This window comes from Streptomyces sp. AF1A (genome assembly GCF_047340315.1).
Lineage (GTDB): Bacteria > Actinomycetota > Actinomycetes > Streptomycetales > Streptomycetaceae > Streptomyces.
In genome coordinates, this window is the sequence record NZ_JBLEBI010000040.1 from 1 (window position 1) to 26,312 (window position 26,312).

The 26,312-nt window shown below is 71.8% G+C and carries 25 protein-coding genes; 14 read left to right on the forward strand and 11 right to left on the reverse strand.

Annotated features, from left to right (window positions below):
- From ACLU3S_RS14605 to mce, 6 genes are all read right to left on the reverse strand, one after another.
- Positions 1-985 (reverse strand): ABC transporter ATP-binding protein (locus ACLU3S_RS14605; RefSeq protein ID WP_413952253.1); only part of this gene is annotated, 985 nt, incomplete at its 3' end.
- 130 nt (positions 986-1,115) lie between these two features.
- Positions 1,116-1,889: an ABC transporter permease gene (locus ACLU3S_RS14610; protein WP_413952254.1), complete on the reverse strand. Its 774-nt coding sequence runs from the start codon at positions 1,887-1,889 to the stop codon at positions 1,116-1,118.
- A 3-nt stretch (positions 1,890-1,892) separates the two neighbouring features.
- A complete protein-coding gene (locus ACLU3S_RS14615) occupies positions 1,893-2,843 on the reverse strand; it encodes an ATP-binding cassette domain-containing protein (protein ID WP_413952255.1) in 951 nt (316 codons plus the stop codon).
- A gap of 77 nt (positions 2,844-2,920) precedes the next feature.
- Positions 2,921-3,856: a cellulose-binding protein gene (locus ACLU3S_RS14620; RefSeq protein WP_413952256.1), complete on the reverse strand. Its 936-nt coding sequence runs from the start codon at positions 3,854-3,856 to the stop codon at positions 2,921-2,923.
- A gap of 184 nt (positions 3,857-4,040) precedes the next feature.
- Positions 4,041-7,856 carry a polarized growth protein Scy gene (gene scy / locus ACLU3S_RS14625; protein ID WP_413952257.1) on the reverse strand — a complete coding sequence of 1,272 codons (3,816 nt, stop codon included), beginning with the start codon at positions 7,854-7,856 and terminating at the stop codon, positions 4,041-4,043.
- A gap of 379 nt (positions 7,857-8,235) precedes the next feature.
- A complete protein-coding gene (gene mce / locus ACLU3S_RS14630) occupies positions 8,236-8,676 on the reverse strand; it encodes a methylmalonyl-CoA epimerase (protein WP_413952258.1) in 441 nt (146 codons plus the stop codon).
- 150 nt (positions 8,677-8,826) lie between these two features.
- On the opposite strand from mce, the gene ACLU3S_RS14635 reads away from it, so the two are divergent.
- The 3 genes from ACLU3S_RS14635 (at position 8,827) to ACLU3S_RS14645 (ending at position 12,897) form a co-directional block, all read left to right on the forward strand.
- Positions 8,827-10,026: an acetyl-CoA C-acetyltransferase gene (locus ACLU3S_RS14635; protein WP_413952259.1), complete on the forward strand. Its 1,200-nt coding sequence runs from the start codon at positions 8,827-8,829 to the stop codon at positions 10,024-10,026.
- 32 nt (positions 10,027-10,058) lie between these two features.
- Positions 10,059-11,015 (forward strand): methylmalonyl Co-A mutase-associated GTPase MeaB, encoded by a 957-nt coding sequence (gene meaB / locus ACLU3S_RS14640; protein ID WP_413952260.1) that lies wholly within the window; start codon positions 10,059-10,061, stop codon positions 11,013-11,015.
- 652 nt (positions 11,016-11,667) lie between these two features.
- Positions 11,668-12,897, forward strand: coding sequence for an MFS transporter (locus tag ACLU3S_RS14645; protein ID WP_413952261.1), 1,230 nt, complete (start codon positions 11,668-11,670; stop codon positions 12,895-12,897).
- A gap of 118 nt (positions 12,898-13,015) precedes the next feature.
- Here ACLU3S_RS14645 and ACLU3S_RS14650 read toward each other — a convergent pair whose 3' ends face one another.
- From ACLU3S_RS14650 to ACLU3S_RS14665, 4 genes are all read right to left on the reverse strand, one after another.
- Complete coding sequence (locus tag ACLU3S_RS14650) at positions 13,016-13,492, reverse strand: MarR family winged helix-turn-helix transcriptional regulator (RefSeq protein WP_413952262.1); 477 nt, start codon at positions 13,490-13,492, stop codon at positions 13,016-13,018.
- 92 nt (positions 13,493-13,584) lie between these two features.
- On the reverse strand, positions 13,585-14,391 hold the full coding sequence (locus ACLU3S_RS14655) for an AIM24 family protein (RefSeq protein WP_413952263.1): 807 nt from the start codon (positions 14,389-14,391) through the stop codon (positions 13,585-13,587).
- Positions 14,388-15,038, reverse strand: coding sequence for an AIM24 family protein (locus tag ACLU3S_RS14660; protein ID WP_413952264.1), 651 nt, complete (start codon positions 15,036-15,038; stop codon positions 14,388-14,390). The genes ACLU3S_RS14655 and ACLU3S_RS14660 overlap by 4 nt, the downstream gene beginning before the upstream one ends.
- Entirely contained in the window at positions 15,039-15,671 is a 633-nt protein-coding gene (locus ACLU3S_RS14665; RefSeq protein WP_413952290.1) for an AIM24 family protein, read from the reverse strand.
- Between the two features lie 196 nt (positions 15,672-15,867).
- Between ACLU3S_RS14665 and ACLU3S_RS14670 the strand changes: the two genes are divergently transcribed.
- From ACLU3S_RS14670 to ACLU3S_RS14700, 7 genes are all read left to right on the forward strand, one after another.
- A complete protein-coding gene (locus ACLU3S_RS14670) occupies positions 15,868-16,212 on the forward strand; it encodes a DUF3817 domain-containing protein (RefSeq protein ID WP_413952265.1) in 345 nt (114 codons plus the stop codon).
- Entirely contained in the window at positions 16,209-16,502 is a 294-nt protein-coding gene (locus ACLU3S_RS14675) for an MTH1187 family thiamine-binding protein (RefSeq protein WP_413952266.1), read from the forward strand. The genes ACLU3S_RS14670 and ACLU3S_RS14675 overlap by 4 nt, the downstream gene beginning before the upstream one ends.
- 175 nt (positions 16,503-16,677) lie before the next feature.
- The gene (locus ACLU3S_RS14680) at positions 16,678-17,442 is read left to right on the forward strand and encodes a hypothetical protein (protein ID WP_413952267.1); all 765 of its coding nucleotides are present in this window, start codon (positions 16,678-16,680) and stop codon (positions 17,440-17,442) included.
- Entirely contained in the window at positions 17,439-18,086 is a 648-nt protein-coding gene (locus ACLU3S_RS14685) for a TetR/AcrR family transcriptional regulator (RefSeq protein WP_413952268.1), read from the forward strand. Before ACLU3S_RS14680 ends, ACLU3S_RS14685 begins: the two co-directional genes overlap by 4 nt.
- A 367-nt stretch (positions 18,087-18,453) precedes the next feature.
- Positions 18,454-18,963, forward strand: coding sequence for a MarR family winged helix-turn-helix transcriptional regulator (locus ACLU3S_RS14690; protein WP_069778655.1), 510 nt, complete (start codon positions 18,454-18,456; stop codon positions 18,961-18,963).
- Between the two features lie 129 nt (positions 18,964-19,092).
- Positions 19,093-19,431: a DUF3817 domain-containing protein gene (locus tag ACLU3S_RS14695; RefSeq protein ID WP_413952269.1), complete on the forward strand. Its 339-nt coding sequence runs from the start codon at positions 19,093-19,095 to the stop codon at positions 19,429-19,431.
- A 78-nt stretch (positions 19,432-19,509) separates the two neighbouring features.
- The gene (locus ACLU3S_RS14700) at positions 19,510-21,210 is read left to right on the forward strand and encodes a methylmalonyl-CoA mutase (RefSeq protein ID WP_413952270.1); all 1,701 of its coding nucleotides are present in this window, start codon (positions 19,510-19,512) and stop codon (positions 21,208-21,210) included.
- A 30-nt stretch (positions 21,211-21,240) separates the two neighbouring features.
- Here the strand turns inward: ACLU3S_RS14700 and ACLU3S_RS14705 are convergent, their stop codons facing one another.
- Positions 21,241-21,858 carry a TetR/AcrR family transcriptional regulator gene (locus tag ACLU3S_RS14705; protein WP_413952271.1) on the reverse strand — a complete coding sequence of 206 codons (618 nt, stop codon included), beginning with the start codon at positions 21,856-21,858 and terminating at the stop codon, positions 21,241-21,243.
- Between the two features lie 210 nt (positions 21,859-22,068).
- On the opposite strand from ACLU3S_RS14705, the gene ACLU3S_RS14710 reads away from it, so the two are divergent.
- The 4 genes from ACLU3S_RS14710 to ACLU3S_RS14725 all read left to right on the forward strand — a co-directional run bounded on the left by ACLU3S_RS14710 (position 22,069) and on the right by ACLU3S_RS14725 (position 26,305).
- Positions 22,069-23,040, forward strand: a complete 972-nt coding sequence (locus ACLU3S_RS14710; RefSeq protein ID WP_413952272.1) for a tetratricopeptide repeat protein — start codon at positions 22,069-22,071, stop codon at positions 23,038-23,040.
- A gap of 619 nt (positions 23,041-23,659) precedes the next feature.
- Positions 23,660-24,292, forward strand: coding sequence for a DUF6230 family protein (locus ACLU3S_RS14715; protein WP_413952273.1), 633 nt, complete (start codon positions 23,660-23,662; stop codon positions 24,290-24,292).
- A 116-nt stretch (positions 24,293-24,408) separates the two neighbouring features.
- On the forward strand, positions 24,409-24,987 hold the full coding sequence (locus ACLU3S_RS14720) for a DUF6114 domain-containing protein (protein ID WP_413952274.1): 579 nt from the start codon (positions 24,409-24,411) through the stop codon (positions 24,985-24,987).
- Entirely contained in the window at positions 24,977-26,305 is a 1,329-nt protein-coding gene (locus tag ACLU3S_RS14725) for a hypothetical protein (protein WP_413952275.1), read from the forward strand. Before ACLU3S_RS14720 ends, ACLU3S_RS14725 begins: the two co-directional genes overlap by 11 nt.
- Positions 26,306-26,312: the final 7 nt, after the last annotated feature.

Below are 26,312 nucleotides of genomic sequence, written 5' to 3' on the forward strand. Positions count from 1 at the left end.
GCCCGGGCACCGGCATGGGCGGCTGGGCGCCGGGCGGCAGCGGCTGCTGCAGGCCCGCCTTCTGGTCGACGGTCGAGCGGTAGTCCACCACGCCCTGGGTCATCCGCATGTACGCCTCCTCCAGCGAGGCCTGGTGCGGTGACAGCTCCCGCAGCCGGACGCCCGCCTCGTGCGCCAGGTCGCTGATGCGCGGCAGCGGCAGCCCGGTCACGCGCAGCGCGCCGTCCTGCTCCGGCAGCACATGGCCGCCCGCCTCGGTGAGCGTGGCGCTCAGCTTCTCGCGCAGCTGCGGCTCGGTGTCGGGGGTGCGCACGCGCGCGAAGTCGGCGGAGTTGGCCGAGATGAAGTCCTTCACGCTCATGTCGGCGAGCAGCTGGCCGCGCCCGATCACGATGAGGTGGTCGGCGGTCAGGGCCATCTCGCTCATCAGGTGCGAGGAGACGAAGACCGTGCGGCCCTCGGCCGCGAGCGCCTTCATCAGGTTGCGCACCCACAGGATGCCCTCGGGGTCGAGGCCGTTGACCGGTTCGTCGAACAGCAGCACCTGCGGGTCGCCGAGCAGCGCGGCCGCGATGCCGAGGCGCTGGCCCATGCCGAGCGAGAAGCCCTTGGACCGCTTGCGCGCCACCTCCTGCAGACCGACCACGCCCAGCACCTCGTCCACCCGCCGGGCCGGGATGCCCGACAGCTGGGCGAGGCTCAGCAGGTGGTTGCGCGCGCTGCGCCCGCCGTGCACGGCCTTGGCGTCGAGCAGCGCGCCGACCTGGCGGGGGGCGTTGGGCAGCTTGCGGTACGGGTAGCCGCCGATGGTCACCGAGCCGGACGTGGGGTTGTCCAGGCCGAGGATCATCCGCATCGTCGTCGACTTGCCCGAGCCGTTCGGCCCGAGGAAGCCGGTCACGGCGCCCGGTCGCACCTGGAAGGAAAGGTTGTACACGGCGGTCTTGTCGCCGTACCGCTTCGTCAGGCCAACAGCCTCGATCATGCTCCGCACCCATCAAAAGGTTCAGGACAGCGGGGCACACGCCCCCGTAAGGGTTAGGAGGATAGCGAGGCGCTGACGGTTCCGCCCAAAGGGCGGTAAAGCCAAAGCATTACGTTGTGTGTCAGTCCGTCTACTGGGCGTCGCGCCGCTCCAGCAGCAGGTACCCGAGGACGAGCGCGGCGATCACCCACAGCACCATGATCCCGAGGCCGCCCCAGGGGCCGTACGGCGTGTCGTCGCCGGTCTCCGGCACCACCTGCATGATCCGGCTGCCCGCCTGGTCGGGCAGGAACCGGCCTACCTTCTTCGTGGCGTCGACGCTGCCGAGGATGGTCGAGATCAGGAAGAAGAACGGCATCAGGATGCCGAGCGACAGCATCGGCGAGCGCAGCATCGCGGCGACGCCCATGGAGAACAGCGCGATCAGGGTCATGTACAGCCCGCCGCCGATCACCGCGCGCAGCACCCCGGGGTCGCCGATCCGCGCCCGGTAGGGGCCGAGCATCGCCTGCCCGAGGAAGAACGCGGCGAAGCTCGTCGCCATGGCGACGGCCAGGGCGAGCGCGCCGGCCACCGCGATCTTGCAGAACAGAAAGGTGCCGCGGCGCGGCACGGCGGCGAGGGAGACCCGGATCATGCCGGTGCTGTACTCGTTCGAGACGACCAGCACTCCGAACACGATCATGGCGAGCTGGCCCAGGGCCATGCCCGCGAAGCTGACGAAGGTCGGGTCGAACGACAGCCGGTCCCCGATCGGCAGGGACTCGAACTCGTTCCGGGACAGGGCGGAGATGAGCACGCCCACGGCGACGGTGACGACGACGGCGACCGACAGCGTCCACACCGTGGACGCCACCGACCGGATCTTGGTCCACTCGGACCGGAGCACCCGCACGGCGGCCATGCCTCACGCTCCCTTCCAGCCGGCGCCCCAGCGCCGCGGGACGGGCTCCGGTCCGGCGTGCGCGTGGTACTCCACGGCCTGCGCGGTCAGCCGCATGAACGCCTCCTCCAGCGAGGCCTGCTGCGGGCTCAGCTCGTGCAGCACGATCCCGTGGCCGGCGGCCAGCTCCCCGATCCGCTCGGCCTTCTCGCCCTCCACCTCCAGCGCCTCGCCGCCCGCCTCCACGGCGATCCCGGCCTCGTGCAGCACGTCCAGCAGCCGCTCCCGCTGCGGCGAGCGGATCCGGACGTACGACCGCGCGTGCTGCCGGACGAACTCGGCCATGGAGGTGTCCGCGAGCAGCCGCCCCTGCCCGATGACGACCAGGTGATCGGCGGTCAGCGCCATCTCGCTCATCACATGGCTGGAGACGAACACCGTCCGCCCCTGCGCGGCCAGCGACTTCATCAGGTTCCGGATCCAGTGGATGCCCTCCGGGTCCAGCCCGTTCGCCGGCTCGTCGAACATCAGGATGCGCGGGTCCCCGAGCAGCGCCGCGGCGATCCCCAGCCGCTGCCCCATGCCGTACGAGAACCCCTTGGCCTTCTTCCGCGCCACGGCCGTGAGCCCCACGGTCTCCAGCACCTCGGCCACCCGGCGCGCGGGGATGCCGTTGCTCTGCGCGAGGCACAGCAGATGGTGGTAGGCGCTGCGGCCGCCGTGCACGGCCTTGGCGTCGAGCAGGGCGCCCACGTACGTCAGCGGGTCCTTCAGCCGGTCGTAGTGCCTGCCGTCGATCCGGACGTCGCCGGCGGTGGGGTGGTCGAGCCCGAGGACCATCCGCATCGTCGTGGACTTCCCGGCCCCGTTGGGACCGAGGAACCCGGTGACGACGCCCGGCCGCACGGTGAACGTCAGACCGTCGACCGCGAGCTTCTCGCCGTACCGCTTGGTCAGCCCCGCCAGCTCGATCATGCGGCCACGCTAAGACGGGGCGAAGCCCCCTGCCACTTGGCGGCAGGGGGCTTCGACTCGCTCGGCGACCGGAGGACTTACCGGGTCTGCTGCGCCGGGACCCCGCGCGAGATCGGCTCGTCGTCGGTGGTCGTGCCGGCGGCGGCCACCGCCGCACCGGTCAGCGTGGCCAGCATCTCGCGGACGTTGGTCAGCTGGGCGTTGATGCTGTCGCGGCGGTTGGTGAGCGCCGCCAGCTCGCGCTCGGACTCCGAACGGATGCGGTCGGCCTTGGCGTTGGCGTCGGCCACGATGTCCTCGGCCTGGCGCTGGGCCGTCTCGACGGTCTGGCGGGCGCGGCGCTCGGCGTCGGTGCGCAGCTTCTCCGCCTCCAGGCGCAGCTGCTCGGCGCGGTGCTCGATCTCCGCGAGCCGCTTCTCGGCCTTGGCCTGACGGGAGGCCAGGTCGCGCTCGGACTGCTCGCGGCGCTTGGCGAGGTTGGTCTCGAAGTCGGCGGCGGCCTGCGCGGCCTTGGCGCGGGTCTCCTCGAAGAGCGCGTCCGCCTCCTCCCGCTTGGACTGCGCGTCCTTCTGCGCGTCGGCGCGCAGCTGGGAGGCGTCGGCCTTGGCCTTCTCGACGATCCGGACGCCCTCGTCCTCGGCCTTGGCCTTGCGCTCGGCCGCGTACGCCTCGGCGTCGTTGCGGACCTGCTGGGCCGCCGACTCGGCGAGGTCACGGTGCTGCTCGGCCGCGCGCCGGGCCTCCTCACGCAGCTCCTTGGCCTCTTCCTCGGCCAGGCGCAGGATCTTCTCGACCCGCGCACCGAGGCCCGCGTACGACGGCTCGGCGTCCGTGATCTGAGCCTGGGCGTTCTGCGTTTCGAGGTGCAGCTCCTCGATGCGCTTCTCCAGGGCGGTGATGCGGGCGAGAGCGCTGTCACGGTCGGAGACGAGCTTGGAGATACGTTCGTCCACCTGAGCGCGGTCGTACCCACGCCGCACAAGCTCGAAGCCGTAGGGGGAAGTGTCGCTCATGGGGTTCCTGTCGAATGAGACCGGTGAGGTGATAGGTGGAATCCTAGGGGCCGAAGCGGTGTGTCATCGAGCGGATACGTGTTTGATCTGGAGAATGACACCTCTTTTGAGTGGCTGACTGCCGGACGGCTTGCCAAAGAGCAGGGTAAAGCCCCCCAGAAGACACCCGAAAGCACCTCCCGCGCTAGCTGTCCGGCGTCTTGCCACCCGAACGGGGGGCGCCGACCGTCGCACCCGCCTTGACCGCGCCGTCCTTGCCGGACGTCGGGGCCTCGAAGGACTCGAGCGCCTCCAGCACGTCCTGGACCCGGGAGATCTCGGCGTTGATGTCCTCGCGCCGGCGCACCAGGATCTCCAGCTCACGCTTGCCCTCCTCGACCGTGCGCCGGGCCTCGCGGATCGCCTCCGCCTTCAGCTCCTCGGCCTCCTTGACCAGGCTGGCCTTCTTCTGCTCGGCCTCCTTGAGCAGCCCCTCCGCCTTCTTGACGGCCGCGATGCGCACCTTGCCCGCCTCCGAGCCGGCATCCGAGAGGATCTCCTTGGCCTTCGCCTGGGCCTTGGCCAGCTGCTCCTCGGCGGCCTTGATGAGCGCGTCGCAGCGGTCGCCGGTGGACTTCATGGTCTCGGCGGCCTCACGGCGGGCCCGCTCGTGCAGCTCCTCGATCTCGGTGGTGATGCGCTCGCGCAGCTCCTCCGCGCGCTCCCTGATGGCGGTCGCGTCCCGGCGGGCGCCGACCAGCAGCTCGTCGGCGTCCGTGCGCGCCTTCTCCACGAGGGAGTTGCCCTCCACGGTCGCCTCGGAGACGATCCGCTCGGCCTCGCTGCGGGCCGCGCCGACCATGGTGTCGGCCTGCGACTCGGCGTCCGCCGTGGCCTTGCGCGCCTGCGCCTGGGCCTCGGTGAGCAGCTTGTCGGCCTCGGCCGCGGTCTCCGTGATGAGCTTGTCGACCTGCTCGGCCGCCTCCGAGCGGCGCTTGTTGGCGTCCTTGCGCGCCTCGTCCAGGGCCCGCTCGGCCTCCTCGCGGGCGGCGGCGACGAGCCGCTCGGCCTCCGCCTCCGCGTCCGCCCTGACCCGCTCGGCCTCGGCCCGCAGCCGCTCGGCGTGCGCCTGCGCGGTGCCCACGGTCTCGGCCGCCTCGGCGCGCAGCCGCTCGGCCTCGGCGAGGGCGTCCGCGTGGAGCCGGTCGGCCTCGATGATCGTCTCGGCCTGCAGCCGCTCGGCCTCGCCCCGCGCCTCGGTGATGAGCGTGTCCGCCTGCGTCGCCGCGTCCGAGCGGATGCGGTTGGCGTCCTCCCGGGCGTCCGCCCGGGTGCGGGCCGCCGCCTGGTCCGCCTCTGCCAGCGCGTCGGAGGCCTCCGTACGCACCCGCTGGGCGTACTCCGCCGCCTCCGAGCGCAGCCGCTCGGCCTCCGCGATCGCCTCCGCGAGCGTGCGCTCGGCCAGCGACTTGGCGGCCTCCGTCTCCTGGTTGGCCTCGCTGCGCAGCCGGGCCGCGTCCTCGCCGGCCCGCTCCCGCTCGGCGTAGGCGTCGGCGCGGACCCGGTCCGCCTCCTCCTCGGCCTCCCGCCGCGTGCGCTCCGCCGCGTGCTCGGCGGCCGAGCGCAGCCCGGCGATCTCCTCCTGCGCCTGTTCGTGCAGCCCGACGACGGAGTCCCGGACCTGCTGCGCGTGCTGCTCCGCGGCGGACACCATCTCGGTGGCGCGCCGGTCGGCCTCCTCGACCAGCCGGGTCGCCTCGGCCTGCGCCTCCTCCACGCGCTTGCGGGCGGAGGCCAGCAGCTCCTCGCTCTGCTCGCGGGCCCGCTCGCGCTCCTGGTCGGCCTCCGCGCGCGCGGCACCGAGGAACTCCTCGGCCTCGCGGCGGCGCCGGGCGGCCTCCTCCTGCGCGGCGGCCAGCGTCTCGGACGCCTCCGTGCCCAGCCGCTCGGCGGCGGCCTGCGCCTCCGCGCGCACCCGGTCGGCGGTGTCCTGGGCCTCCGCCTTCATCCGCTCGGCCTCGGCCGCTGCCTCCGAGCGCAGCCGTACGGCGAGGGCCTCGCCCTCGGCACGGGAGGCGGACGCGTCGGACGCGGCCTCGGTGCGCAGCCGCTCGGCCTCGGTCTCGGCCTGCTGCTGGAGCGCACGGATGCGCTCCGCGGACTCCGCGCGCAGCCGCTCGGCCTCCTCGGCGGCCTCCCGGCGGATCCGGGCGGCCTCCTCGCGGGCGTCCGTCAGGGCCTGTTCGGCCGCCGTCAGCCGCTCCTGGGTCTCGGTCTGCAGCCGGGCCAGCTCCTCGGCGGCCTCGCCGTGCCGGGCCTCGACGGCCCGCTCGGTCTCCTCGCGCAGCTCGCGCGCGGCCTTCTCGGCGTCGGCCCGGACCGCCTCGGCCTGCTCGTCGGCCTCGGCGCGCAGCCGCTCGGCCTCCTTGCGGGTGCGCTCCAGGGTCTCCTCGGCCTGCCGGCGCAGCGTCGTCGCGCGCTCGATGGCCTCGGTGCGGACCTTCTCGCTGTCGGAGGTCGCCTTCTGCCGCAGCTCGTCGGCGTCCACCTTGGCCTTGGCCAGCAGCTCCTCGGCGGACTTCGCGGCCTCCTCGATCTGCGCGACCGCCTCGCGGCGGGCCTCGGCGCGGATCGACTCGCCCTCGGCGACCGCGTCGGCGCGCAGCTGCTCGGCCTCGCCGCGCAGCCGGCGGGCCTCCTCCTGCAGCTCGACCGTCTTGGCGCGGTACTCCTTGGTGTCGTCCTTCGCCGCGCCCTTGAGCTGCTGGGCGATGTCGTGCGCCTCGGCGCGCAGCCGGTCCGCCTCGGCCTCGGCCTCCGTGCGGATCCGCTCGGCCTCCTCGGCGGCCGCCTTGGTGGTGTTCCTGGCCTCCTCGGCCGCCTTGTTCAGGACGTCCTCGGCGGTCTTGGCGGCCTTGGACAGCTGGGTCGCGCTCTCCTCGGCGGTGAGTGTGCGGGCCTTCTCGACGGCCTCGGCGACGATCTTCTCGGCCTCGGCCCGCGCGTCGGCGATGACCTGCTCGGCCTCCGACTTCGTGGTCTCGGCCTCCTTGGTGGCCTCCTCCACCAGCCGGGCGACCTGCTCCTTGGCGGTGCGCGTCCGCGTCTCGTTGGCGGCCTCGGCGCTCGCGAGGGCCTTGGCGGCGGCCTCCTTGGCCTCCGTGACCACCTTCTCCGCCTCGGCCTGGGCCTTGCGCAGCGCCTCCTCGGCCTGCGCCATGCGCTCCTCGGCGGCCCGGCTCAGCTCGGCCGCCTGGCGGCGGGCGGTGTCCGACTCGCTGACCGTGGCGGTGCGCAGCTGCTCGGCGTGCTCGGTGGCCTCCTGCGCCTGCGTGGAGGCGGCGTTCAGCAGCCGCTCGGCGTCCGTGCGGGCGCGGCGCAGGATCTCCTGGGCCTCGGCGCGGGCGTTCTCGGCCTCGCTCTGCAGCCGGTCCCGGGCCTCGCGGGTCAGCCGCTCGGCCTCCGCGCGGGCGGCGGCCATCGCCTGCTCGGCCTCCGCGCGGGACTCGTCGAGCAGCCGGCGGGCCTGCTGCTCGGTGCGGGCGCGCAGCTGCTCGGCCCACGCCACGTTCTCGTTGACGTGCGACTCGACGGTGGCCCGGCGCTCGGCCAGCTCCTGGTCCAGCTGCTGGCGCCTGGTCACGGCCTCCTGGTGCAGCTCGGCCTGGAGCCGGGCGGCCTGCTCGGCGTGCTCCTGGAGGATGCGCTGGGTCTGCGCGCGGGCCTGGCTCAGCTCCCGCTCGGCGTCCTGGCGCAGCTGTTCCGCCTGCATCTGGGCGTTGCGGAGCAACTGCTCGGCCTGGTAGCCGATGTCACCCGCGTCGTAGGCGGGCCGGGTCATGAGGGTGCGGCGCGCCTCGTGCAGCTTGGCGCGCAGCACCTCGACCTGGTAGCCGAGGTCCTCGGCGTGCTGGATCGCCTTCTCCCGCTCGGTCTTCAGCCGTTTCATCTCGGCCTCGAACCGAGAGAGGTGGTCGACGTCAGCCGCCGGCTCTCGCTCCTGGCTCTCGTAGCCCCGCACTGCGCGGTCCCATCCGTCCCCTGGTCAGCTTCTCCAACGAGCTCCGTCCATCCGCCGAACGGGGCCCCCGGGGAATGGTGTCAGATCAACGGCGGAGTACGGGCTGCTGCCCCGACGCTCGTCCCCCGAAACCCGGACCCCGGTGGTCCCTCCGTCAAGGGTGACGCCGACCGCCCGGAGGGCGGGCCTCGCGGCGTCCGGCGCGTGCGCCCGCGCGCACCGGAAGATCCTCGTAGCGGAGCTACCAGGGCCTTCCGGCAACGCGGCGAGCGTGCGTGCCGGGCGTCGCGGGGCAGGCGTCACCTTTGACGGAGGGACCGGGCCGTCCCCGCGTTCGGGGACGACCGCCCCCAACCCTACCGGCCCTTATGTACGGCGGTCAGTGCTCGGGCGACTCAACAGGGGCCGAAGTGACCAGTTCTGTGAGGACGCCATGGCAATCCTTGGGGTGCAGGAAGGTGATCCGCGACCCCATGGAACCGCGCCGTGGCTCGTCGTACAGAACGCGTACGCCCTTGCCCCGGATCTCCTCGGAGTCGGCGTCCACGTCCGCCGTACCGAAGGCGATGTGGTGGACGCCCTCGCCGTTCTTCGCGAGCCACTTGCCGACCGCGGAGTCCTCGCGGGTCGGTTCCAGCAGCTGCAGGTAGGAGGCGCCGCCGTCCGACGTCTCGTTGATCTTGAGCATGGCCTCCCGCACGCCCTGTTCCTCGTTGACCTCGGTGTGGAACACCTCGAAGCCGTACGTGGCCCGGTAGAACTCGACGGTCGCGTCGAGGTCGTGGCAGGCGATCCCGATGTGGTCGATTCGCGTCAGCATGGTTTCAGTGGAGCGCCAGGAAGGTGGTTACGCAACGTGCGCGCGATCACACTGACTGGCCGATGACGGCACGGAGTGCCACTCAGTACATTCGAAGTAAACCCTCGTTCACTCCTCGGCCTGGGCAGGCCGGTAAGGGGATCGCAGCTCATGCCATCTGGAACGAACAGCTCGGTCATCGTCGCGGGCGCGCGTACGCCCATGGGACGACTGCTCGGCTCGCTCAAGTCCTTCTCCGGAGCCGACCTCGGCGGCTTCGCCATCAAGGCCGCCCTCGACCGTGCGGGGATCGGCGGCGACCAGGTCCAGTACGTGATCATGGGTCAGGTGCTGCAGGCCGGCGCGGGCCAGATCCCGGCCCGCCAGGCCGCCGTGAAGGCCGGTATCCCCATGAGCGTCCCGGCGCTCACCATCAACAAGGTGTGCCTGTCCGGACTCGACGCGATCGCCCTCGCCGACCAGCTGATCCGCGCGGGCGAGTTCGACATCGTCGTGGCCGGCGGCCAGGAGTCCATGACCAACGCCCCGCACCTGCTGCCGAAGTCCCGCGAGGGCTTCAAGTACGGCGCGGTGCAGATGCTCGACGCGATGGCCCACGACGGCCTGACCGACGCCTTCGAGAACATCGCCATGGGCGAGTCCACCGAGAAGCACAACACCCGCCTCGGCATCGGCCGCCAGGAGCAGGACGAGATCGCCGCCCTGTCCCACCAGCGGGCCGCCGCCGCACAGAAGAACGGCCTGTTCGAGGCCGAGATCACCCCGGTCGAGATCCCGCAGCGCAAGGGCGACCCGGTCCTGTTCAGCAAGGACGAGGGCATCCGCGGCGACACCACCGTGGAGTCCCTGGGCAAGCTGCGCCCGGCCTTCAGCAAGGACGGCACCATCACCGCCGGCTCCTCCTCGCAGATCTCGGACGGTGCGGCGGCCGTGGTCGTGATGAGCAAGGCCAAGGCCGAGGAGCTGGGCCTGGAGTGGCTCGCCGAGATCGGTGCGCACGGCAACGTGGCGGGTCCGGACAACTCGCTGCAGTCCCAGCCGTCCAACGCCATCCTGCACGCCCTGAAGAAGGACGGCCTGGAGGTCTCCGACCTCGACCTGATCGAGATCAACGAGGCCTTCGCCGCGGTCGCCGTGCAGTCAATGAAGGACCTCGGCGTGTCAACGGAAAAGGTGAACGTCAACGGCGGCGCCATTGCCCTCGGCCACCCGATCGGCATGTCCGGCGCGCGGCTCGTGCTCCACTTGGCGCTGGAGCTCAAGCGCCGGGGCGGCGGCACCGGTGCGGCCGCGCTGTGCGGTGGCGGCGGCCAGGGTGACGCACTGATCGTGCGGGTACCGAAGGCCTGACGCCGAACTTCTCGCGAGTGAACGGAGCTGTGATGCAGGACGTCTCCTCTCTGGTGGCCCAGGCCAGGGAAGGCCGGCCGCGGGCCGTGGCCCGGCTGATCTCCCTGGTGGAGGGGGCGTCCCCGCAGCTCAGGGAGGTCATGGCGGCGCTGGCCCCGCTGACCGGCAACGCCTATGTGGTCGGTCTGACCGGCTCACCGGGCGTCGGCAAGTCGACCTCGACCTCGGCCCTGGTGACGGCGTACCGCAAACAGGGCAAACGGGTCGGCGTCCTGGCCGTCGACCCCTCGTCCCCGTTCTCGGGGGGCGCGCTGCTCGGCGACCGGGTCCGCATGTCGGAGCACGCCTCCGACCCGGGCGTCTACATCCGGTCGATGGCGACGCGGGGCCACCTGGGCGGCCTCGCGTGGGCCGCACCCCAGGCGATCCGCGTGCTGGACGCGGCCGGCTGCGACGTGATCCTGGTCGAGACGGTCGGCGTCGGCCAGTCGGAGGTGGAGATCGCCTCCCAGGCCGACACCTCCGTCGTGCTGCTGGCGCCCGGCATGGGCGACGGCATCCAGGCCGCCAAGGCGGGCATTCTGGAGATCGGCGACGTGTACGTCGTCAACAAGGCGGACCGGGACGGGGCCGACGCCACGGCCCGGGAGCTGAACCACATGCTGGGCCTGGGCGAGTCCCGTGGGCCCGGCGACTGGCGCCCGCCGATCGTGAAGACGGTCGCGGCCCGCGCCCAGGGCGTCGACGAGGTCGTGGAGGCCCTGGAGAAGCACCGCGCGTGGATGGAGGAGCGCGGTGTCCTCGCCGAGCGCCGACGGGCCCGCGCGGCGCGCGAGGTGGAGACCATCGCGGTCACGGCCCTGCGCGAACGCATCGGCGACCTGCACGGCGACCGCCGCCTCAGCGCACTGGCCGAGCGCATCGTGGCCGGCACGCTGGACCCGTACCGCGCGGCGGACGAACTGGTGGCGGGCCTGACGGAAGCCTGACCTGTGGCCGCCCCGCGGCCACGCCGCCCTGGTGCTGTCGCCGGGCTCGCACCCTGGTCGATGCGCGGGTCCGCCGACTGCGGTCGCTGATCGGTGCCCGGGCTTGCCGACTCGGGTCGGTGCCCGGGCCTGCCGACACCGGTCGAATCGGCGGGTGCTGATCTTGGTCGATCGCCGGGCTTGCCGGCCCTGATCGAATCGGCGGGCTCGCCGGCCTCCGTCGTTCCACGGGCTCGCCGGCTCCGGTCGAATCCGGGCCCGCCGGCTCCGGTCGAATCCGCGGGTCCGCCGACCCTGGTCGATCGCCGGGCTTCTGACCCTGGTCGAATCCCGGGCCGGCCGACGCCGGCCACTTTCCCGGGTGCGCCGACCCTGCGTCGATGCGCGGGCTCGCTGACCCGGGTCGATGCGGGGGGTCCGCCGAGTCTGGTCGATCCCGGGGTTCGCGGACCCCGGCCAAATCCCCGGCCCCGCCGGCCTCGTCCAGACCCCCGGCCCCGCCGACCCTGGTCAAGCACGCGGTTCGGGGACTACCTTGATCCGCATGTTCCTCTCCCTGGCGTAGAGCGCACCGCGGCTCGCGGGGGCCCGTACGACGGCCCGCCGCGTCCTCCGGTGCTCCCTCTCCCGCCTCCCGCAGAGGAATTCCAGCGTGTCCACGCCCCCCTCGCGGCCCTCGTACGCCGCCGTCCTGCGCGTCCCGCACGCGCGCCGCACCTTCGCCGCCGCGCTGACCGCCCGCCTGTCCTACGGCACGGTCTCCCTCGCCGTCCTGTTGTCCGTCACCCGCGCCACCGGCTCCTACGCCGTCTCCGGGGCCGTGATGTCCCTGTTCGGCGCCGCGACGGTCTTCCTGATGCCGTTGCGGGCCGCCCTGGTCGACCGGCACGGCCCCCGCCGGGCCCTGCGTCCCATGGCCGCGCTGTACGGCGCCCTGCTGTGCGTTCTCGCGGCCCTCACCTGGCGCCCCGGAGCCCCCTCCGCGGCCATCGCCGGGGCGGCCGCCCTCGCCGGCGGCTGCGCGCCGCCGCTGGGTCCGACCATGCGGGCCCTGTGGGCCGAACTGGTCCCCGACCGAGGCCTGTTGCAGCGCGCCTACAGCCTGGACGGCGTCGCCGAGGAGCTGCTGTACGTCTCCGGACCGGTCCTGGTCGGCGCGCTGCTCGGCGTCGCGCCGCCGGCCTCCGGGATTCTGCTGAGCGCGCTGCTGATCGTGGGGGGCACCTCTGCCTTCGTCACGTCCCCGGCGATGTCCGGCCCGCGCCCCGAAGCCCGCGGTGAGCGGCGCGGAGCCGTCCACGGGCTGCTGCCCCCGGTCGCCGTGGCCCTCGGCGTAGGGCTGGCCCTGAGCGGGGTGGAGCTGCTGGCGGCGGCCTACGCCACCGAGCGGTCGTACGACACCGCGCTGGTGCCCTGGGTCCTGGGCGCGCTGTCCGCCGGCAGCGCGGTCGGCGGGCTGGTCAACGGGGCGGTGCGGTGGCGAGCGCCCGCCCGCACCCGGTTGTGCCGGTTCGCGGCGGGCCTCGCACTGGTGGTCGCGGCTGCGGGCCTGGCCCCGGGCCTGTGGGCGCTCACGGGGGCCATGGCACTCGCGGGAGTGTTCATTGCCCCGGCACTGACGACGGCGTACCTCCTGGCCGACGAGACCGCGGGCGAGGGGGCACGCACCCGGGCCGGGGCGTGGGTGAACACGGCGGTCAACGCCGGCGGCTCGAGTGGAGCGCTGGTGACGGGCCTGCTGATCGGGAGGCTGCCCTTGGCCGTGTGCTTCGCGCTCGCGGGATCGACCGCGCTGCTGGCCGCCATGGTGGCGGCGGGCTCTGCCGGCGCGGCGGCCCGGGTGGGCGCCGGGGGCGCCCTGTCCGAGGGAGGCGCCCGCTAGGGCCTCTCGTGTGGACCATGCCGCGCTCGGCCCGATCGGAACGAAGGACCCCAGCGCCGGGCCCGCGCTCCTGCCCCCCGGCTATCCCACGGCTAGCGCCCGGGGCCCCGCGGCAGGCTCAGGGGCGCCCCCGCTGCCCGCGCAGATGCTCGGCGATCGGTTTCAGCGCCTTGTCCAGCTCTATCAGCGCCTCGGGCGACAGCAGATCGATGAAATGGCGCCGCACCGACGCCACGTGGTGCGGCGCGACCTTCTTCATCGTCTCCAAGCCGTGCTCGGTGAGCACGGCGTACAGCCCCCGGCGGTCGGACTCGCAGTTCTCGCGGCGCACCAGGTTCGCGTTCTCCATGCGCGTGATCTGGTGCGAGAGCCGGCTCTTGGACTGCAGGGTCGCGGAGGCGAGGTCGCTCATCCGCATCCGTACGTCGTCCGACTCGGACAGGTTCACGAGGATCTCGTAGTCGTTCATAGTCAGGCCGAACGGCTGCAGATCTTTCTCCAGCTGGTACGTCAACAGCCTGTTGACCTCCAGGTGGGTGCGCCAGGCGCACTGCTCCGCATCGGTCAGCCAGCGCGTGGCCGTCTCGGTCTCCATGAATGAAGTCTACCTAAGAAGTTGAATGACGAACTACTCTGGATGGTGTGACAGTGCGCACGCGTTCGACGTCACACTCCGCAGACTACCGCTCACAGCCCGAAGCGACGCTGGAGGTCCCCCAGCTGTCCGGGAAGGCGCGGTGCGCCCGACGGTTGCGGACCGTGTCCGCCCGGCGCCGCACCGCCACCGCCCGGGGTCCCCGGATCGGCCGGGACCACCCCCGTGCCGAGCTCCGGCATGAGCGTCTCCGTCGACTGCAGCAGCACGGTCCCGGCGCCCACGAACTCGAACTGGTGCTCCTCGCCGGAGACCCCGCCGAGACCCGTCATCGCACGTAGACCGCCCAGTACGCCTCTCAGGTACCCATGGTCGTAGTGATGGCACGGCGAGGGGCAGTCGGCCCAGCCGACGAGTGCCTGGGGGTCCACCCGGATGGGAGGTTCCATGAACACCACTGGACCGTTGGATGCGGCCACGAACTTTCCGGTTCCGATCAGGGTCAGAAAACCCGGCACGATCGACTGCTTGAGCGCGAGACTTGGCTGAAAACCGAGCAGGTTGCCCGCGCGAATGGTCAAGTTCCCGTCGTCCAGGTCGTAGGAATTGACGTCGAATGCCCGGTCGGCGAGGAGCATCTTGCCCGAGCCGCGGGCCACGACCCAGTCGCTCGCGTGCAGTGGCGAATGGAACGATGTGCGCACGAGATGGTCGAGTTGTCCGTGTCCGATGCCGTTGAACTCGATCGCCCCGTAATAGGCGATCATCTTCCCTTTCTGCAGGAACCACTCGCCGCTCTTGAGCTCGACGCAGAACGTGTAGTTGTTCACGTTGTCGTCGGCGGGCAGCGTCATGGGGTCGTACACCACGGGGCCGCCGGGGGTTCCGTACGCGCTCACAGCTTCTCCTCCGAGGCCTGGACGTACACCGTGCCGTTGCCGCTCAGTTCCAGCTGGAACGCCTCGCCGGAGCCGCGGCCCACCATGTCGCGCCAGCCGAGCGCCGTGGACAGCCTGTTGCGGACGTCGCCGTGGTGGGCGACGTAGGCCTGCGGGTCCACGTGCACCGGGCGCTGCGGGGTGATGGGGAGCTCGAAGACACCGCCGTGCGCCATCACCGCCACGGCCCCGTGCCCCTGCAGGGTGGTGGTGAACAGCCCCTGCCCGGTGACCTGGCCGCGGACCAGGCCCATCACACCGCCCTGCGAGCCCATGAACATCGTGCCCTGCCGCAGCGTGCCCTCGAAGGCGAGGAGGCGGTCGGCCTCGACGCAGAGGGTGTCGCCGGAGAGGTTGATCACGTGCACGTGATGGCCGCCGTGCCCGAAGAAGACCGTGCCGCTGCCCTCGACGGTCATCAGCGGGGTCGCCTCCCCGGCCACCCGGCGCCCGATCATGGACATCAGCCCGCCCTGTCCGCCCTGGATGTTGGGGGTGAAGGAGACGTCCCCCTTGTAGGCGAGCATCGCGCCGCGCTGGCTGAACAGCCGCTGCCCCGGCAGCACGGTGGCCTCCACCATCTTCGAGTTGAGTTCCCGGAAGGTCATCTACAGGTCCCCCGCGATCGTGTGCCGCTCGCTCGGCTGCACGTACACCAGGCCGTCGCCCTCGAAGCGGATCTGGAAGGCCTCGCCGCCGCCCTCGCCGAAGAACGTGCGGAACGTCACGCCGGACTGGAAGGACTGCCGGACGTTCCCCTGGTGTGCGACGTAGGCGCCGGGGTCGACGATCAGCGGGTACTGAGGGCTGACGCGCAGCACGACCGCGGGGCCGTCGGACATGATCGCGGCCTGGCCGTGTCCCTCGACGGTCGTGGTGAACAGGCCGTTGCCCTGCGAGGCGCCGCGCAGCCCGGTGAACGTCGTGCCCGTCCTGAGCCCGGCGTCGGTCACGAGCAGGTTGCCGGCCTCCACGTAGAGCTTGTCCCCCTGGAGGCGCACGAGGTTGATCTCGGTCGCCCGGTCGGCGAACCAGCAGGTCCCATGGCCCTTCACCTCCATCACCGTCATCTGCTCGCCCGTGAGCCGCCGGGTCACCATCCCGCGCAGCCCCTCGCCGCCGCCGCTCAGCTTCTTGAAGGACATCTGACCGTCGTACGCGACCATCGAGCCGTTCTTCGCTTTCACGGCATCCCCGGTCATGTCGACGGCGAGCACCTTGCTGCCCTGGAGTCGGAACATCGCCACGCCTGGGAAAGTAGCGGCCGGGCGGGTGGGACGAACAGGGCCCACGGGTGGACACCTACCCTGAGCGGACCCCTACGGGCGAGGTTTGCCACAATGGGTGAACGCTTGTGCGTGCGTTCACAAACCGGCAGCCCTCACCGGCAGCCCGTAACCGGCAGACACTCGTCGCAACCCCCATCGAAGGTGACCCGTGGACATCAAGACCGCCACCGCCCTCCGCCGCCTCCGCCTGGTCTCGGCGCCCGAGGCCGTGTCCTTCCTCGTCCTGCTCGTCTGCTCGGTGCTGAAGCGGACCACGGACTTCAACGCGGTGCCCGTGATGGGCGCGATCCACGGTGTCCTGTTCATCCTGTACGTGATCTTCTGGGCGGACGCCTGGAACCGCGCCAAGTGGCCGCGCCGGACCGCGGCGCTCTACTTCGTCCTCTCGGTCCTGCCCACCGGCGGCTTCTTCGCCGAGCGCAAGTTGCGCCGCGAGGCCGAGGACGCCGTCATCGCCGCCCGTGCCCGCAAGGAAGGGGTCGTGAACGCGTGATCGTCGCCTTCTCCGTGACGCCTCTCGGCGTCGGCGAGGACGTGGGGGAGTACGTCGCCGAGGCCGTCCGCGTGGTCCGCGAGTCGGGCCTGCCGAACCGCACCGACGCCATGTTCACCTCGATCGAGGGCGACTGGGAGCAGGTGATGGACGTCGTCAGGCGCGCCGTCGCCGCCGTGGAGGAGCGCGCCCCGCGCGTGTCCCTCGTCCTCAAGGCGGACATCCGGCCGGGCGTGACCGACGGGCTGACCTCGAAGGTCGAGACGGTCGAACGGCACCTCGCCGGCTAGTCGGCAGGTGCGCGCCTCGCGCGCACGAACCGACGAACCCCCGCCCCCGAAGCCCCGGCCCCGGAGGCCGGGGTTTTTCCGGTCCCGCGGATTGAGCGGTCGCTCAAAGCGGAGTAGGTTGTGCCGAGATCGTTTGAGCGGTCGCTCAAACAGCGCCATGACGTGGGGGAACACCATGGGTCTCTATACGGAGACACACATACGCACCGGCCTCGACGAGCTGTGGGCGCACACGCAGGACCCCGGACGGCACCAGCGCTGGGACCTGCGCCTGTCCGGCATCGAATACCTCCCGCGCACCCACGGCGAGCCGCGCCGCTTCCGGTACACGGCGCGCGTGCTGCCGTTCCTCACCGTGTCGGGCACCGGGGTCGGGGCGGGCGAGCACGGCCGCCACGACGGCTCCCGCATCGCCGCCCTGCGCTTCTCCTCCTCGCACCCCCTGTCGCCGATCGCCGAGGGCAGCGGCTACTGCCGCTACGTGCCCGACGCCCACGGCGTCCGCTTCGTCACCGGCTGCGACTACCGGCCCCGCTGGGGCGTCTTCGGCGCCGTCGCCGACCGCCTGCTGCTGCGCCCGCTGATCCGCTGGGCGACCGCATGGTCCTTCGACCGGCTCCGGCTCTGGCTGGAGCGGGGCGTCACGCCCGAGCGGGCCCTCGCCAACTGGCTGGCCGAGATGGCCGTACGGGTGCTGCTGCTCGCCGCCTGCCTGACGGGGCTGGACCACCGGTCGCTCCTCGCGCTCTTCGGGTCCTTCGCCCCCGCCGCGGCCTACCTGTGCCCGGTGCTGCTCCTCGCGGCCGTCTGCCTCGCCCTGTTCAAGTCCCCGCTGCCGTGCACCCCGGCCGCCCGGCGCTGCCTGCGCACCCCCGTCACCCGGATCCGGACGCCCCGCCTGCTGCGGGCCCTGGAGCTGCGGGAGGAGGCGCCGGCGTGAGCCCCGAGACGGCGAAGGCCCAGGAGACCAAGACCAAGCTGCTGGAGGGCGCCCTGAGCGTGCTCACCGAGCAGGGCATCGCCAAGACCTCGGCCCGGACGGTGGCGGGCGCGGCCGGCGTCAACCAGGCCCTCGTCTTCTACCACTTCGGCTCGGTGGACGAGCTGCTCGCGGCCGCCTGCCGGTACGGCGCGGAGAAGGCCGTCGCCCGCTACCGCGACCGGCTCGCCGAGGTCACCTCCCTGTCCGAACTCCTCGCCGTCGGCCGCGAGATCCACGAGCACGAGCGGGACGGAGGGCACGTGGCCCTGCTCGGCCAGGTCCTGGCCGGCGCCCCGACCCACGCCGCGCTGGGCCCCGCCACGGCCGCGGGGCTCAGCCTCTGGATCACCGAGCTGGAGCGGGTGCTCACCCGGCTGCTCGCCGGGGCGCCCTTCGGCGAGTTCGTCGACCCGGCGGGGCTGGCCCGCGTGGTGGCCGCCTCCTTCGTCGGCATCGAGCTGTACGAGGGCGTCGACGAGGCGGGCGCGCACGCGGCGCTGGACGCGCTGGAGCACCTGGGCGCGCTGGTGGGCGCGCTGGAGTCACTGGGTCCGGTGGCCCAACGGGCGGTTCGGCACCATCTGCGGCGGACGGGGCGCTGACCACGGTGCGGCACCATCTGCGGCGGACGGGGCGCCGACCGGCGTCGCCCTCCGCGGCCTGCGGGGAGCCGCACGCGTCGGATGCGCGGCCCGCGCGGAGCCGCACGCGTCGGATGTGCCGTCCTGCCCGGCCCGCGCGGAGCCGCACGCCTCGGATGCTGCCGACCGCCCGGCTGCGTGGTGGCGCTCGTCGTCCCGGATGACCGGACAGGGCGCCGGCGCGGCGGTGCAGGCGGGTGCGTTCGGCTGTGGCAGGGAGCGGTGCGGCGGGTGTGCTGTGCGGCCGCGGGCCGCCGTCGCGGCCCCGGGCGACCGAAAGGCGAGACAGGGCTGACCGGCATATGACCGGCCGGTAGGGTCTGGAGACGTGCCGAAGCCTCTCAGCCTTCCGTTCGACCCCATCGCCCGCGCCGACGAGCTCTGGAAGCAGCGCTGGGGAAACGTGCCGTCCATGGCCGCGATCACCTCGATCATGCGGGCCCAGCAGATCCTGCTCGCCGAGGTGGACGCGGTGGTCAAGCCGTACGGGCTGACGTTCGCCCGCTACGAGGCGCTGGTGCTGCTCACCTTCTCCAAGGCCGGCGAGCTGCCGATGTCCAAGATCGGCGAGCGGCTGATGGTGCACCCCACGTCCGTGACGAACACCGTGGACCGGCTGGTGCGGTCCGGGCTGGTCGCCAAGCGGCCCAACCCCAACGACGGGCGCGGCACGCTCGCCGTCATCACCGACAAGGGGCGCGAGGTGGTCGACGCGGCCACCCGCGACCTGATGGCCATGGACTTCGGGCTCGGGGTGTACGACGCGGAGGAGTGCGCGGAGATCTTCGCGATGCTCCGTCCGCTGCGGATCGCTGCGCACGACTTCGACGAGGAGTAGGGTTCCCGCGGGTCAGCGCGGTGCTCTCCGCTGATGCGGAGGAGGTTCGAGCGTCCTGACGCGCTCACGCGCGCGGGCGTAGTGCTCCCCGCCGAAGCGGGGGTTTTTCGGGCGGTTACGCTCATATGCATGAAACGAAGCGTGCTGATCCGCTACCGCGTCATGGCCTACACCACCGGTGTCCTGCTGGTTCTGCTGTGCCTGAGCATGATCGCCAAGTACGGGTTCCAGATCGACGGCGCCGCGGACGTCACCCGGGTCGTCGCCATCGCCCACGGCTGGCTGTACGTCGTCTACCTCGTCGTCGCCTTCGACCTGGGCTCGAAGGCGAAGATGCCGATCGGCCGGCAGCTGTGGGTGCTGCTCGCGGGGACCATCCCCACCGCCGCCTTCTTCGTCGAGCGCAGGATCAGCCGCGAGCTGGAGGCCAAGGTCGCCGAGCCGGCCCCGGCCGTCGCCAAGGCGTAACGAAGGTCACCGCCGTACGGCCACCGTACGGCGGTCTGCCATCGACATTTACTAGGACGTCCAAGTAAATTCGATGGTATGGACGCTCACGCCATCGAGGAGGGCCGCCGGCGCTGGCAGGCCCGTTACGACGCCGCGCGCAAACGCGACGCGGATTTCACCACGCTCTCCGGCGATCCCGTGGAGCCGGTGTACGGGCCCCGGCCGGGTGACACGTACGAGGGATTCGAGCGGATCGGCTGGCCCGGGGAGTACCCCTTCACGCGCGGGCTCCATCCGACCGGCTACCGCGGGCGTACCTGGACCATCCGGCAGTTCGCCGGGTTCGGCAACGCCGAGCAGACCAACGAGCGCTACAAGATGATCCTCGCGGCGGGCGGCGGCGGTCTGTCCGTGGCCTTCGACATGCCGACGCTGATGGGCCGCGACTCCGACGACCCGCGCTCCCTCGGCGAGGTCGGGCACTGCGGGGTCGCCATCGACTCCGCCGCCGACATGGAGGTCCTGTTCAAGGACATCCCGCTCGGCGACGTCACCACCTCCATGACCATCAGCGGGCCCGCCGTGCCCGTCTTCTGCATGTACCTGGTCGCCGCCGAGCGGCAGGGCGTGGACCCGGCGGTGCTCAACGGCACCCTGCAGACCGACATCTTCAAGGAGTACATCGCCCAGAAGGAGTGGCTCTTCCAGCCCGAGCCGCACCTGCGCCTGATCGGCGACCTGATGGAGCACTGCGCGGCGGGCATCCCCGCGTACAAGCCGCTGTCCGTCTCCGGCTACCACATCCGCGAGGCGGGGGCCACGGCCGCGCAGGAGCTGGCGTACACGCTCGCCGACGGCTTCGGGTACGTCGAGCTGGGCCTCAGCCGCGGCCTGGACGTGGACGTCTTCGCCCCGGGCCTGTCCTTCTTCTTCGACGCGCACGTCGACTTCTTCGAGGAGATCGCCAAGTTCCGCGCGGCGCGCAGGATCTGGGCGCGCTGGATGCGGGACGTGTACGGCGCGACGTCCGAGAAGGCGCAGTGGCTGCGGTTCCACACCCAGACGGCAGGTGTGTCGCTGACGGCGCAGCAGCCGTACAACAACGTCGTGCGCACGGCCGTGGAGGCGCTGGCCGCCGTGCTCGGCGGCACCAACTCGCTGCACACCAACGCCCTGGACGAGACCCTCGCGCTGCCGAGCGAGCAGGCCGCGGAGATCGCGCTGCGCACCCAGCAGGTGCTGATGGAGGAGACCGGGGTCGCCAACGTGGCCGACCCGCTGGGCGGTTCCTGGTACGTCGAGCAGCTCACGGACCGGATCGAGGCCGACGCGGAGAAGATCTTCGAGCAGATCAAGGAGCGCGGTCTGCGCGCCCACCCGGACGGGCAGCACCCGATCGGGCCGATCACCTCCGGAATCCTGCGCGGCATCGAGGACGGCTGGTTCACCGGCGAGATCGCAGAGTCCGCCTTCCGCTACCAGCAGGCGCTGGAGAAGGGCGAGAAGAAGGTCGTCGGCGTCAACGTCCACACCGGCTCCGTCACCGGGGATCTGGAGATCCTGCGGGTGAGCCACGAGGTCGAGCGGGAGCAGGTCCGGGTCCTCGGGGAGCGCAAGGCCGCCCGGGACGACGCGGCCGTGCGCACGGCCCTCGACGGCATGCTCGCCGCCGCCCGCGACGGCTCGAACATGATCGAGCCCATGCTGGCCGCCGTCCGCGCCGAGGCGACTCTGGGCGAGATCTGCGGTGTCCTGCGGGACGAGTGGGGGGTGTACACGGAGCCCGCGGGCTTCTGAGGCGCCGGGCGGACGGCGTCGGGGGCGCCGTCAGGCGGACGAGACCAGGCCCTGCAGCAGCACGCGCGTGAAGCTGTGGACCCACTCCTCGTCCGCCGGCTTGCCGCTCACCAGCGCGCGGTGCACCACCGCGCCCGCCACCATGTCGAAGATGAGGTCGGCCGTCCGTGCGGCCTCCTCCAGGTCGGGCTCGGGCGGGAGTTCGCCGCGCGCCTGGGCCCGGGCCCGGCCCTCCAGAACCAGCCGTTTCTGGCGGTCCACGATCGAGGCGCGGACGCGCTCGCGCAGGGCGTCGTCCCGGGTCGCCTCCGCCACCACGGCCATGAGGCCGCTCTTGGCCTCCGGACGGGCCAGGATGGCCGCGAACTGCAGGACCACGCCCTCGATGTCGGCCGCGAGGCTGCCCCGGTCGGGCAGCTCCAGCTCGTCGAACAGCTCCGCCACCGCGTCGACCACCAGCTCGGGCTTGCCGGCCCAGCGGCGGTACAGGGTCGTCTTCGCCACCCCGGCCCGCGTCGCCACGTCCCCCAGGGTGAGCTTGGACCAGCCCAGCTCCACCAGCGCCTCCCGCGTCGCGGCCAGGATCGCGGTGTCCGCGGCGGCGCTGCGCGGACGCCCGGTACGGCTGGCGGGGGTGCGGCTCTGCATCCCCTGACCATAAACCGGCGGGTCGTGCGGCGTCGTGAGGGAGATCACCGGGGCGTGGTGTCGCGCGGGCCCCCATTGCCATTACGCTACGGGTCGTAGCGAAAGCTCGTGTGGGACGTACGCGGGCGATGACCACGGCGTGGGGTGGGGACCCGGCGCCACAGCACGGCGCTTTTTTCTTCAGACGCGGGAACGGGGGAGGATAGACGCATGCAGCCACGGAACATGTCCATGAGCGGCGTGGTCGACCTCGCCGCGGTGAAGGCGGCCCAGGAGGCCAAGGCCAAGGCCGAGCAGGCACGCGCCCAAGCCGCCCGGCAGGGCGGCGCGCGGGCCGTCTCTCCGGCCGATCTCGTCATCGACGTAGACGAGGCCGGCTTCGAGCGCGATGTCCTGCAGCGCTCGGCCGAAGTCCCGGTCGTCATCGACTTCTGGGCCGAGTGGTGTCAGCCCTGCAAGCAGCTGAGCCCGGTCCTGGAGCGACTGGCCGTCGAGTACAACGGCCGCATCCTGCTCGCCAAGATCGACGTCGACGCCAACCAGATGCTGATGCAGCAGTTCGGGGTGCAGGGCATCCCGGCCGTGTTCGCCGTCGTGGCCGGACAGGCACTGCCGCTCTTCCAGGGGACGGCCGGCGAGCAGCAGATCCGGCAGACCCTCGACCAGCTGGTGCAGGTGGCCGAGCAGCGCTTCGGGCTGACCGGCCTGACCGTCGACCCGGACGCCGAGCCCGGCGGCCGGGCGCCCGCCGAGGCCCTGGCGGGGCCGTACGACGCGGCCCTGAACGCCGCCGCGGACGCCCTGGACGCCGGCGACCTGGGCGGCGCCATCCGGGCGTACAAGAACGTGCTGTCCGACGACCCGGCCCACCCGGAGGCCAAACTCGGCCTCGCACAGGCCGAGTTGCTGCAGCGGGTGCAGAGCATGGACCCGCAGAAGGTGCGTCAGGAGGCGGCCGAGCGGCCGAAGGACGTCGACGCGCAGATCGCCGCCGCCGACCTGGACCTGGTGGGCGGCCACGTCGAGGACGCCCTCGGGCGGCTGATCGAGACCGTGCAGCGCACGGCGGGCGACGACCGGGACGCGGCGCGGCGCCGGCTGCTGGAGCTCTTCGAGGTCGTCGGCCCCGAGGATCCGCGGGTCGTGGGCGCGCGCCGGGCGCTCGCGCGGGCCCTGTTCTGACCAGTCGCTAAACGCCACGGCTTGTGATGCCGGGGTGAAAGATTTGCCGACGAGACGTTAGGGCGGCTCCGCTTTACCAAATCTTGGTAATCGGGGCCGCTGTTACTCCGAGTAAGACATGGCCGTTGGTCTGTCTGGATTCATCCAAGGATCAACGGCTTTGTTCTGCCCCCGGATGCCACCCAGCGTCGCCCTCCGAGACCGTCCGGTCGTGGCACGGTTATCCGGCCGTTACTAGCCAGTAACGAACCCCCTTGTGCCCAGGCCGAGAATGCACCACGATCGGCGACGCTCGGTCCATTCCCGTACCCCGGCAGCCGGTCGGGTCTCGGGAGAATCTGGGTCCCCACCGAGCAGAGACGGCGGCAGTGGCGCCGGCTCTTGGGCAGGGGGGTCTTCGCCGGTCGGCGAAGCCTGTCCAGCAAGGTTGTGCGTGATGCGTGTCAGGCGCGACCAGTGGTTGTCGCTCGGGGGTGATCGCCGGTGATTCGGGCGCAGTTCGCGCCACCGAGCGCGGGCGCTCTCCTTCCCGAGGACGTAGCACTTCTCCCATCCCTGCCTGGCTGAGCCGACTGAGGCGAGTCCGGGCCAGGAGATGTACGTCCGAGAAGGAGGAAATATGGAGTCCCAGGTGCGTGGCGGGACCAGATGGAAGCGGTTCGCTGTGGTCATGGTGCCCAGCGTCGCCGCGACGGCCGCGATAGGCGTCGCCCTGGCGCAGGGCGCGCTCGCCGCCTCGTTCAGCGTGTCCGGTCAGTCGTTCAAGGTGACCGCCGACAAGCTGGTCGGTACCGGCTTCGAGCAGTACGGCGCGATCGACAGCGGCTACACCCTGAGCGGTCAGCAGACCGCTCACCCGGTCGCGGTCTCGGCCTTCAAGAAGGCCACGATCAACAACATGTGCCAGTCCGTCGTGACGCCGGACATCCCGGTGCTGGGCTCGGTGAGCCTGGTGCTGAAGGCGGGCGCGGACAAGCCGGTGGAGGCGGACAACCTCTACATCGACGTCTCCGACCTCGACGCCGACGCGACCTTCAACAACATCGACATCGGTGTGGCCGCCAAGGACGCCTCCAAGGGTCCGGGCATGAAGGGCGGGTCGGAGAAGTCCAACCCGTACGGCTTCGCCCAGCAGGCCGATTCGGCCACGCTGACCGGCGTGAAGCAGACGGCGTGGGCGACCACCGCGGGTACCTTCAAGCTCAGCGGTCTCCACATGTCGCTGCAGACGGGTACGCACGAGTGCTACTGAGCACTGACTGACGGGCGGGGGCGCCGAAGGCACCCCCGCCCGTCCCACTCCGGCCACGTGTTCACACGCGGCACACATCACCACCACAGCAACGCCGCACCAGGGAGCTGTTTTCCATGAGCGCCGAGACTCCTGCCGCCGCATCCGGCCAGTTCACCCGCCGGAGGCTGCAGTTCCGCGCCTGGCGGGGCACGCGTCCGTTCTGGGCCGGTCTGTTCGTCTTGCTCGGCGGCTTTCCGATCATGTACTTCCCCTACGCCCATCTGCAGATCGGACACCTGACACTGGCGATGGCGACCACGGCGGGTGCCGGGTCCCTGATCATCGGCGTGCTGCTCATCGTCCTGGGCATCAGCCTCTGGTTCCAGAAGCACGTACGGGTCTTCGCGGGTGTCGCGGCGATCCTGCTCGCGCTGGTGTCCCTCCCCGTGTCCAACTTCGGCGGCTTCGTCATGGGCTTCCTGCTCTCCCTCATCGGCGGAGCGATGGCCGTGTCCTGGGTGCCGGGCGCGGAGCCGCAGTCGCAGCCGCCGGCCGAGGCCGCCCCGGACGAGGGCGCGACCCCCGGGGCCGCCCCGCTGCTGGACAAGGGCCCGCAGCGCCACCAGGGCGTGGACGCCGCGGGGTACGAAGCGAACGACCTGTCAGGAACGAGCCCGGCCAACGGGGCGAACGGGAGGCACAGTGCCGGCTGACGAGGTGACCCGCGGGACCGATGTGGACGGGTCCCGCGCGAGAACCGGGCCCCGCCACGCGGCACCCAGAAGGCCGCTGTTCACCAGGTTCCACATGCCGGCCGGCAAGGCGATCGCCTCCGTGGCGATGCCGACGGCGGTGCTGGTGGGCATGGGCTTCACGTCCACGCTCGCCCTCGCCGACACCGGCAGCCCGGCACCGTCGACGTCCAAGAGCCTGACGGCCGACGAGTACAAGGACTGCGTCGGCGCGCTGGACGGCGCCAAGGACTCCTCGGCCTCGCCGTCGCCGACCGCCTCGGGGAGCAAGTCCGCCGACACGGCCACGCCGTCGCCGTCGGCGAGCCCCGACGCCTCCAAGGACTCGGGCACGTCCTCGTCGTCGGACTCCGGTTCCGGCGACAAGGCCACGCCCCGGCCGAGCGCCACCTCCGGCTCGTCGGGCTCGGGTTCGGGCTCCGGCGGTTCGGCCACACCGACCCCTTCGGCGTCCCAGAGCAGCGGCGGCGGACTGCTGGACACCATCGGCGACACGCTCGGCGGCATCCTCGGCGGGGGCAAGTCGGACTCCGGCACCGCGTCCGCGAGCCCGACGCCGTCGGCTAGCCCGTCGCCGTCCGGCTCCCAGGGCTCGGGCTCCGTCAAGGACACCGTGTCCAAGACCACCAAGACGGTCACGGACACGGTGAAGAAGGCCACCGACACGGTCAAGAAGACCACCGACACGGTCTCCAAGACGGCCGGGGACGCCACCAAGGCGGTCCAGGACGCCACCAAGGCGGTCCAGGACGCGGCCGGTTCGGTCACGGCGAGCCCGTCCGCGAGCTCCAGCACCTCGCCGGAGAACTGCCCCACGGCCACCACCGACGTGGGCGGCGTCGACAACAAGGTGCCGGTGGCGGACGACCCCTGGTACCTGGACGCCAGCTCCCTGCTGCTCAAGGGCGCCGACTACCAGGGCATCGTGGAGGTCAAGACGGCGAGCGGCACCACGAAGAAGGTGCTGAAGTACGTCATCTCGGGCGGTACGGACATCGGTGACCTGCACCAGACGGTGAAGGACAAGGCGGCCGGCAAGACCTACCACGTGCAGGCGGCCAAGGGCTCGACGTCCACCATCCGCGGCGGCTCCACGGTGATGTACACCGAGAAGATCTCGGGCAACCTGTTCGGGCTGATCCCGATGACGTTCAGCCCCGACAGCCCGCCCCCGCTGAACCTCCCGCTGATCTACTTCACCAACGTCAAGGTGGTGCAGGCGGCCCAGTTCGGCGGCAACCTGCACGTGCCCGGCATGCATGTGTACACGACCGACTGACCGGTCC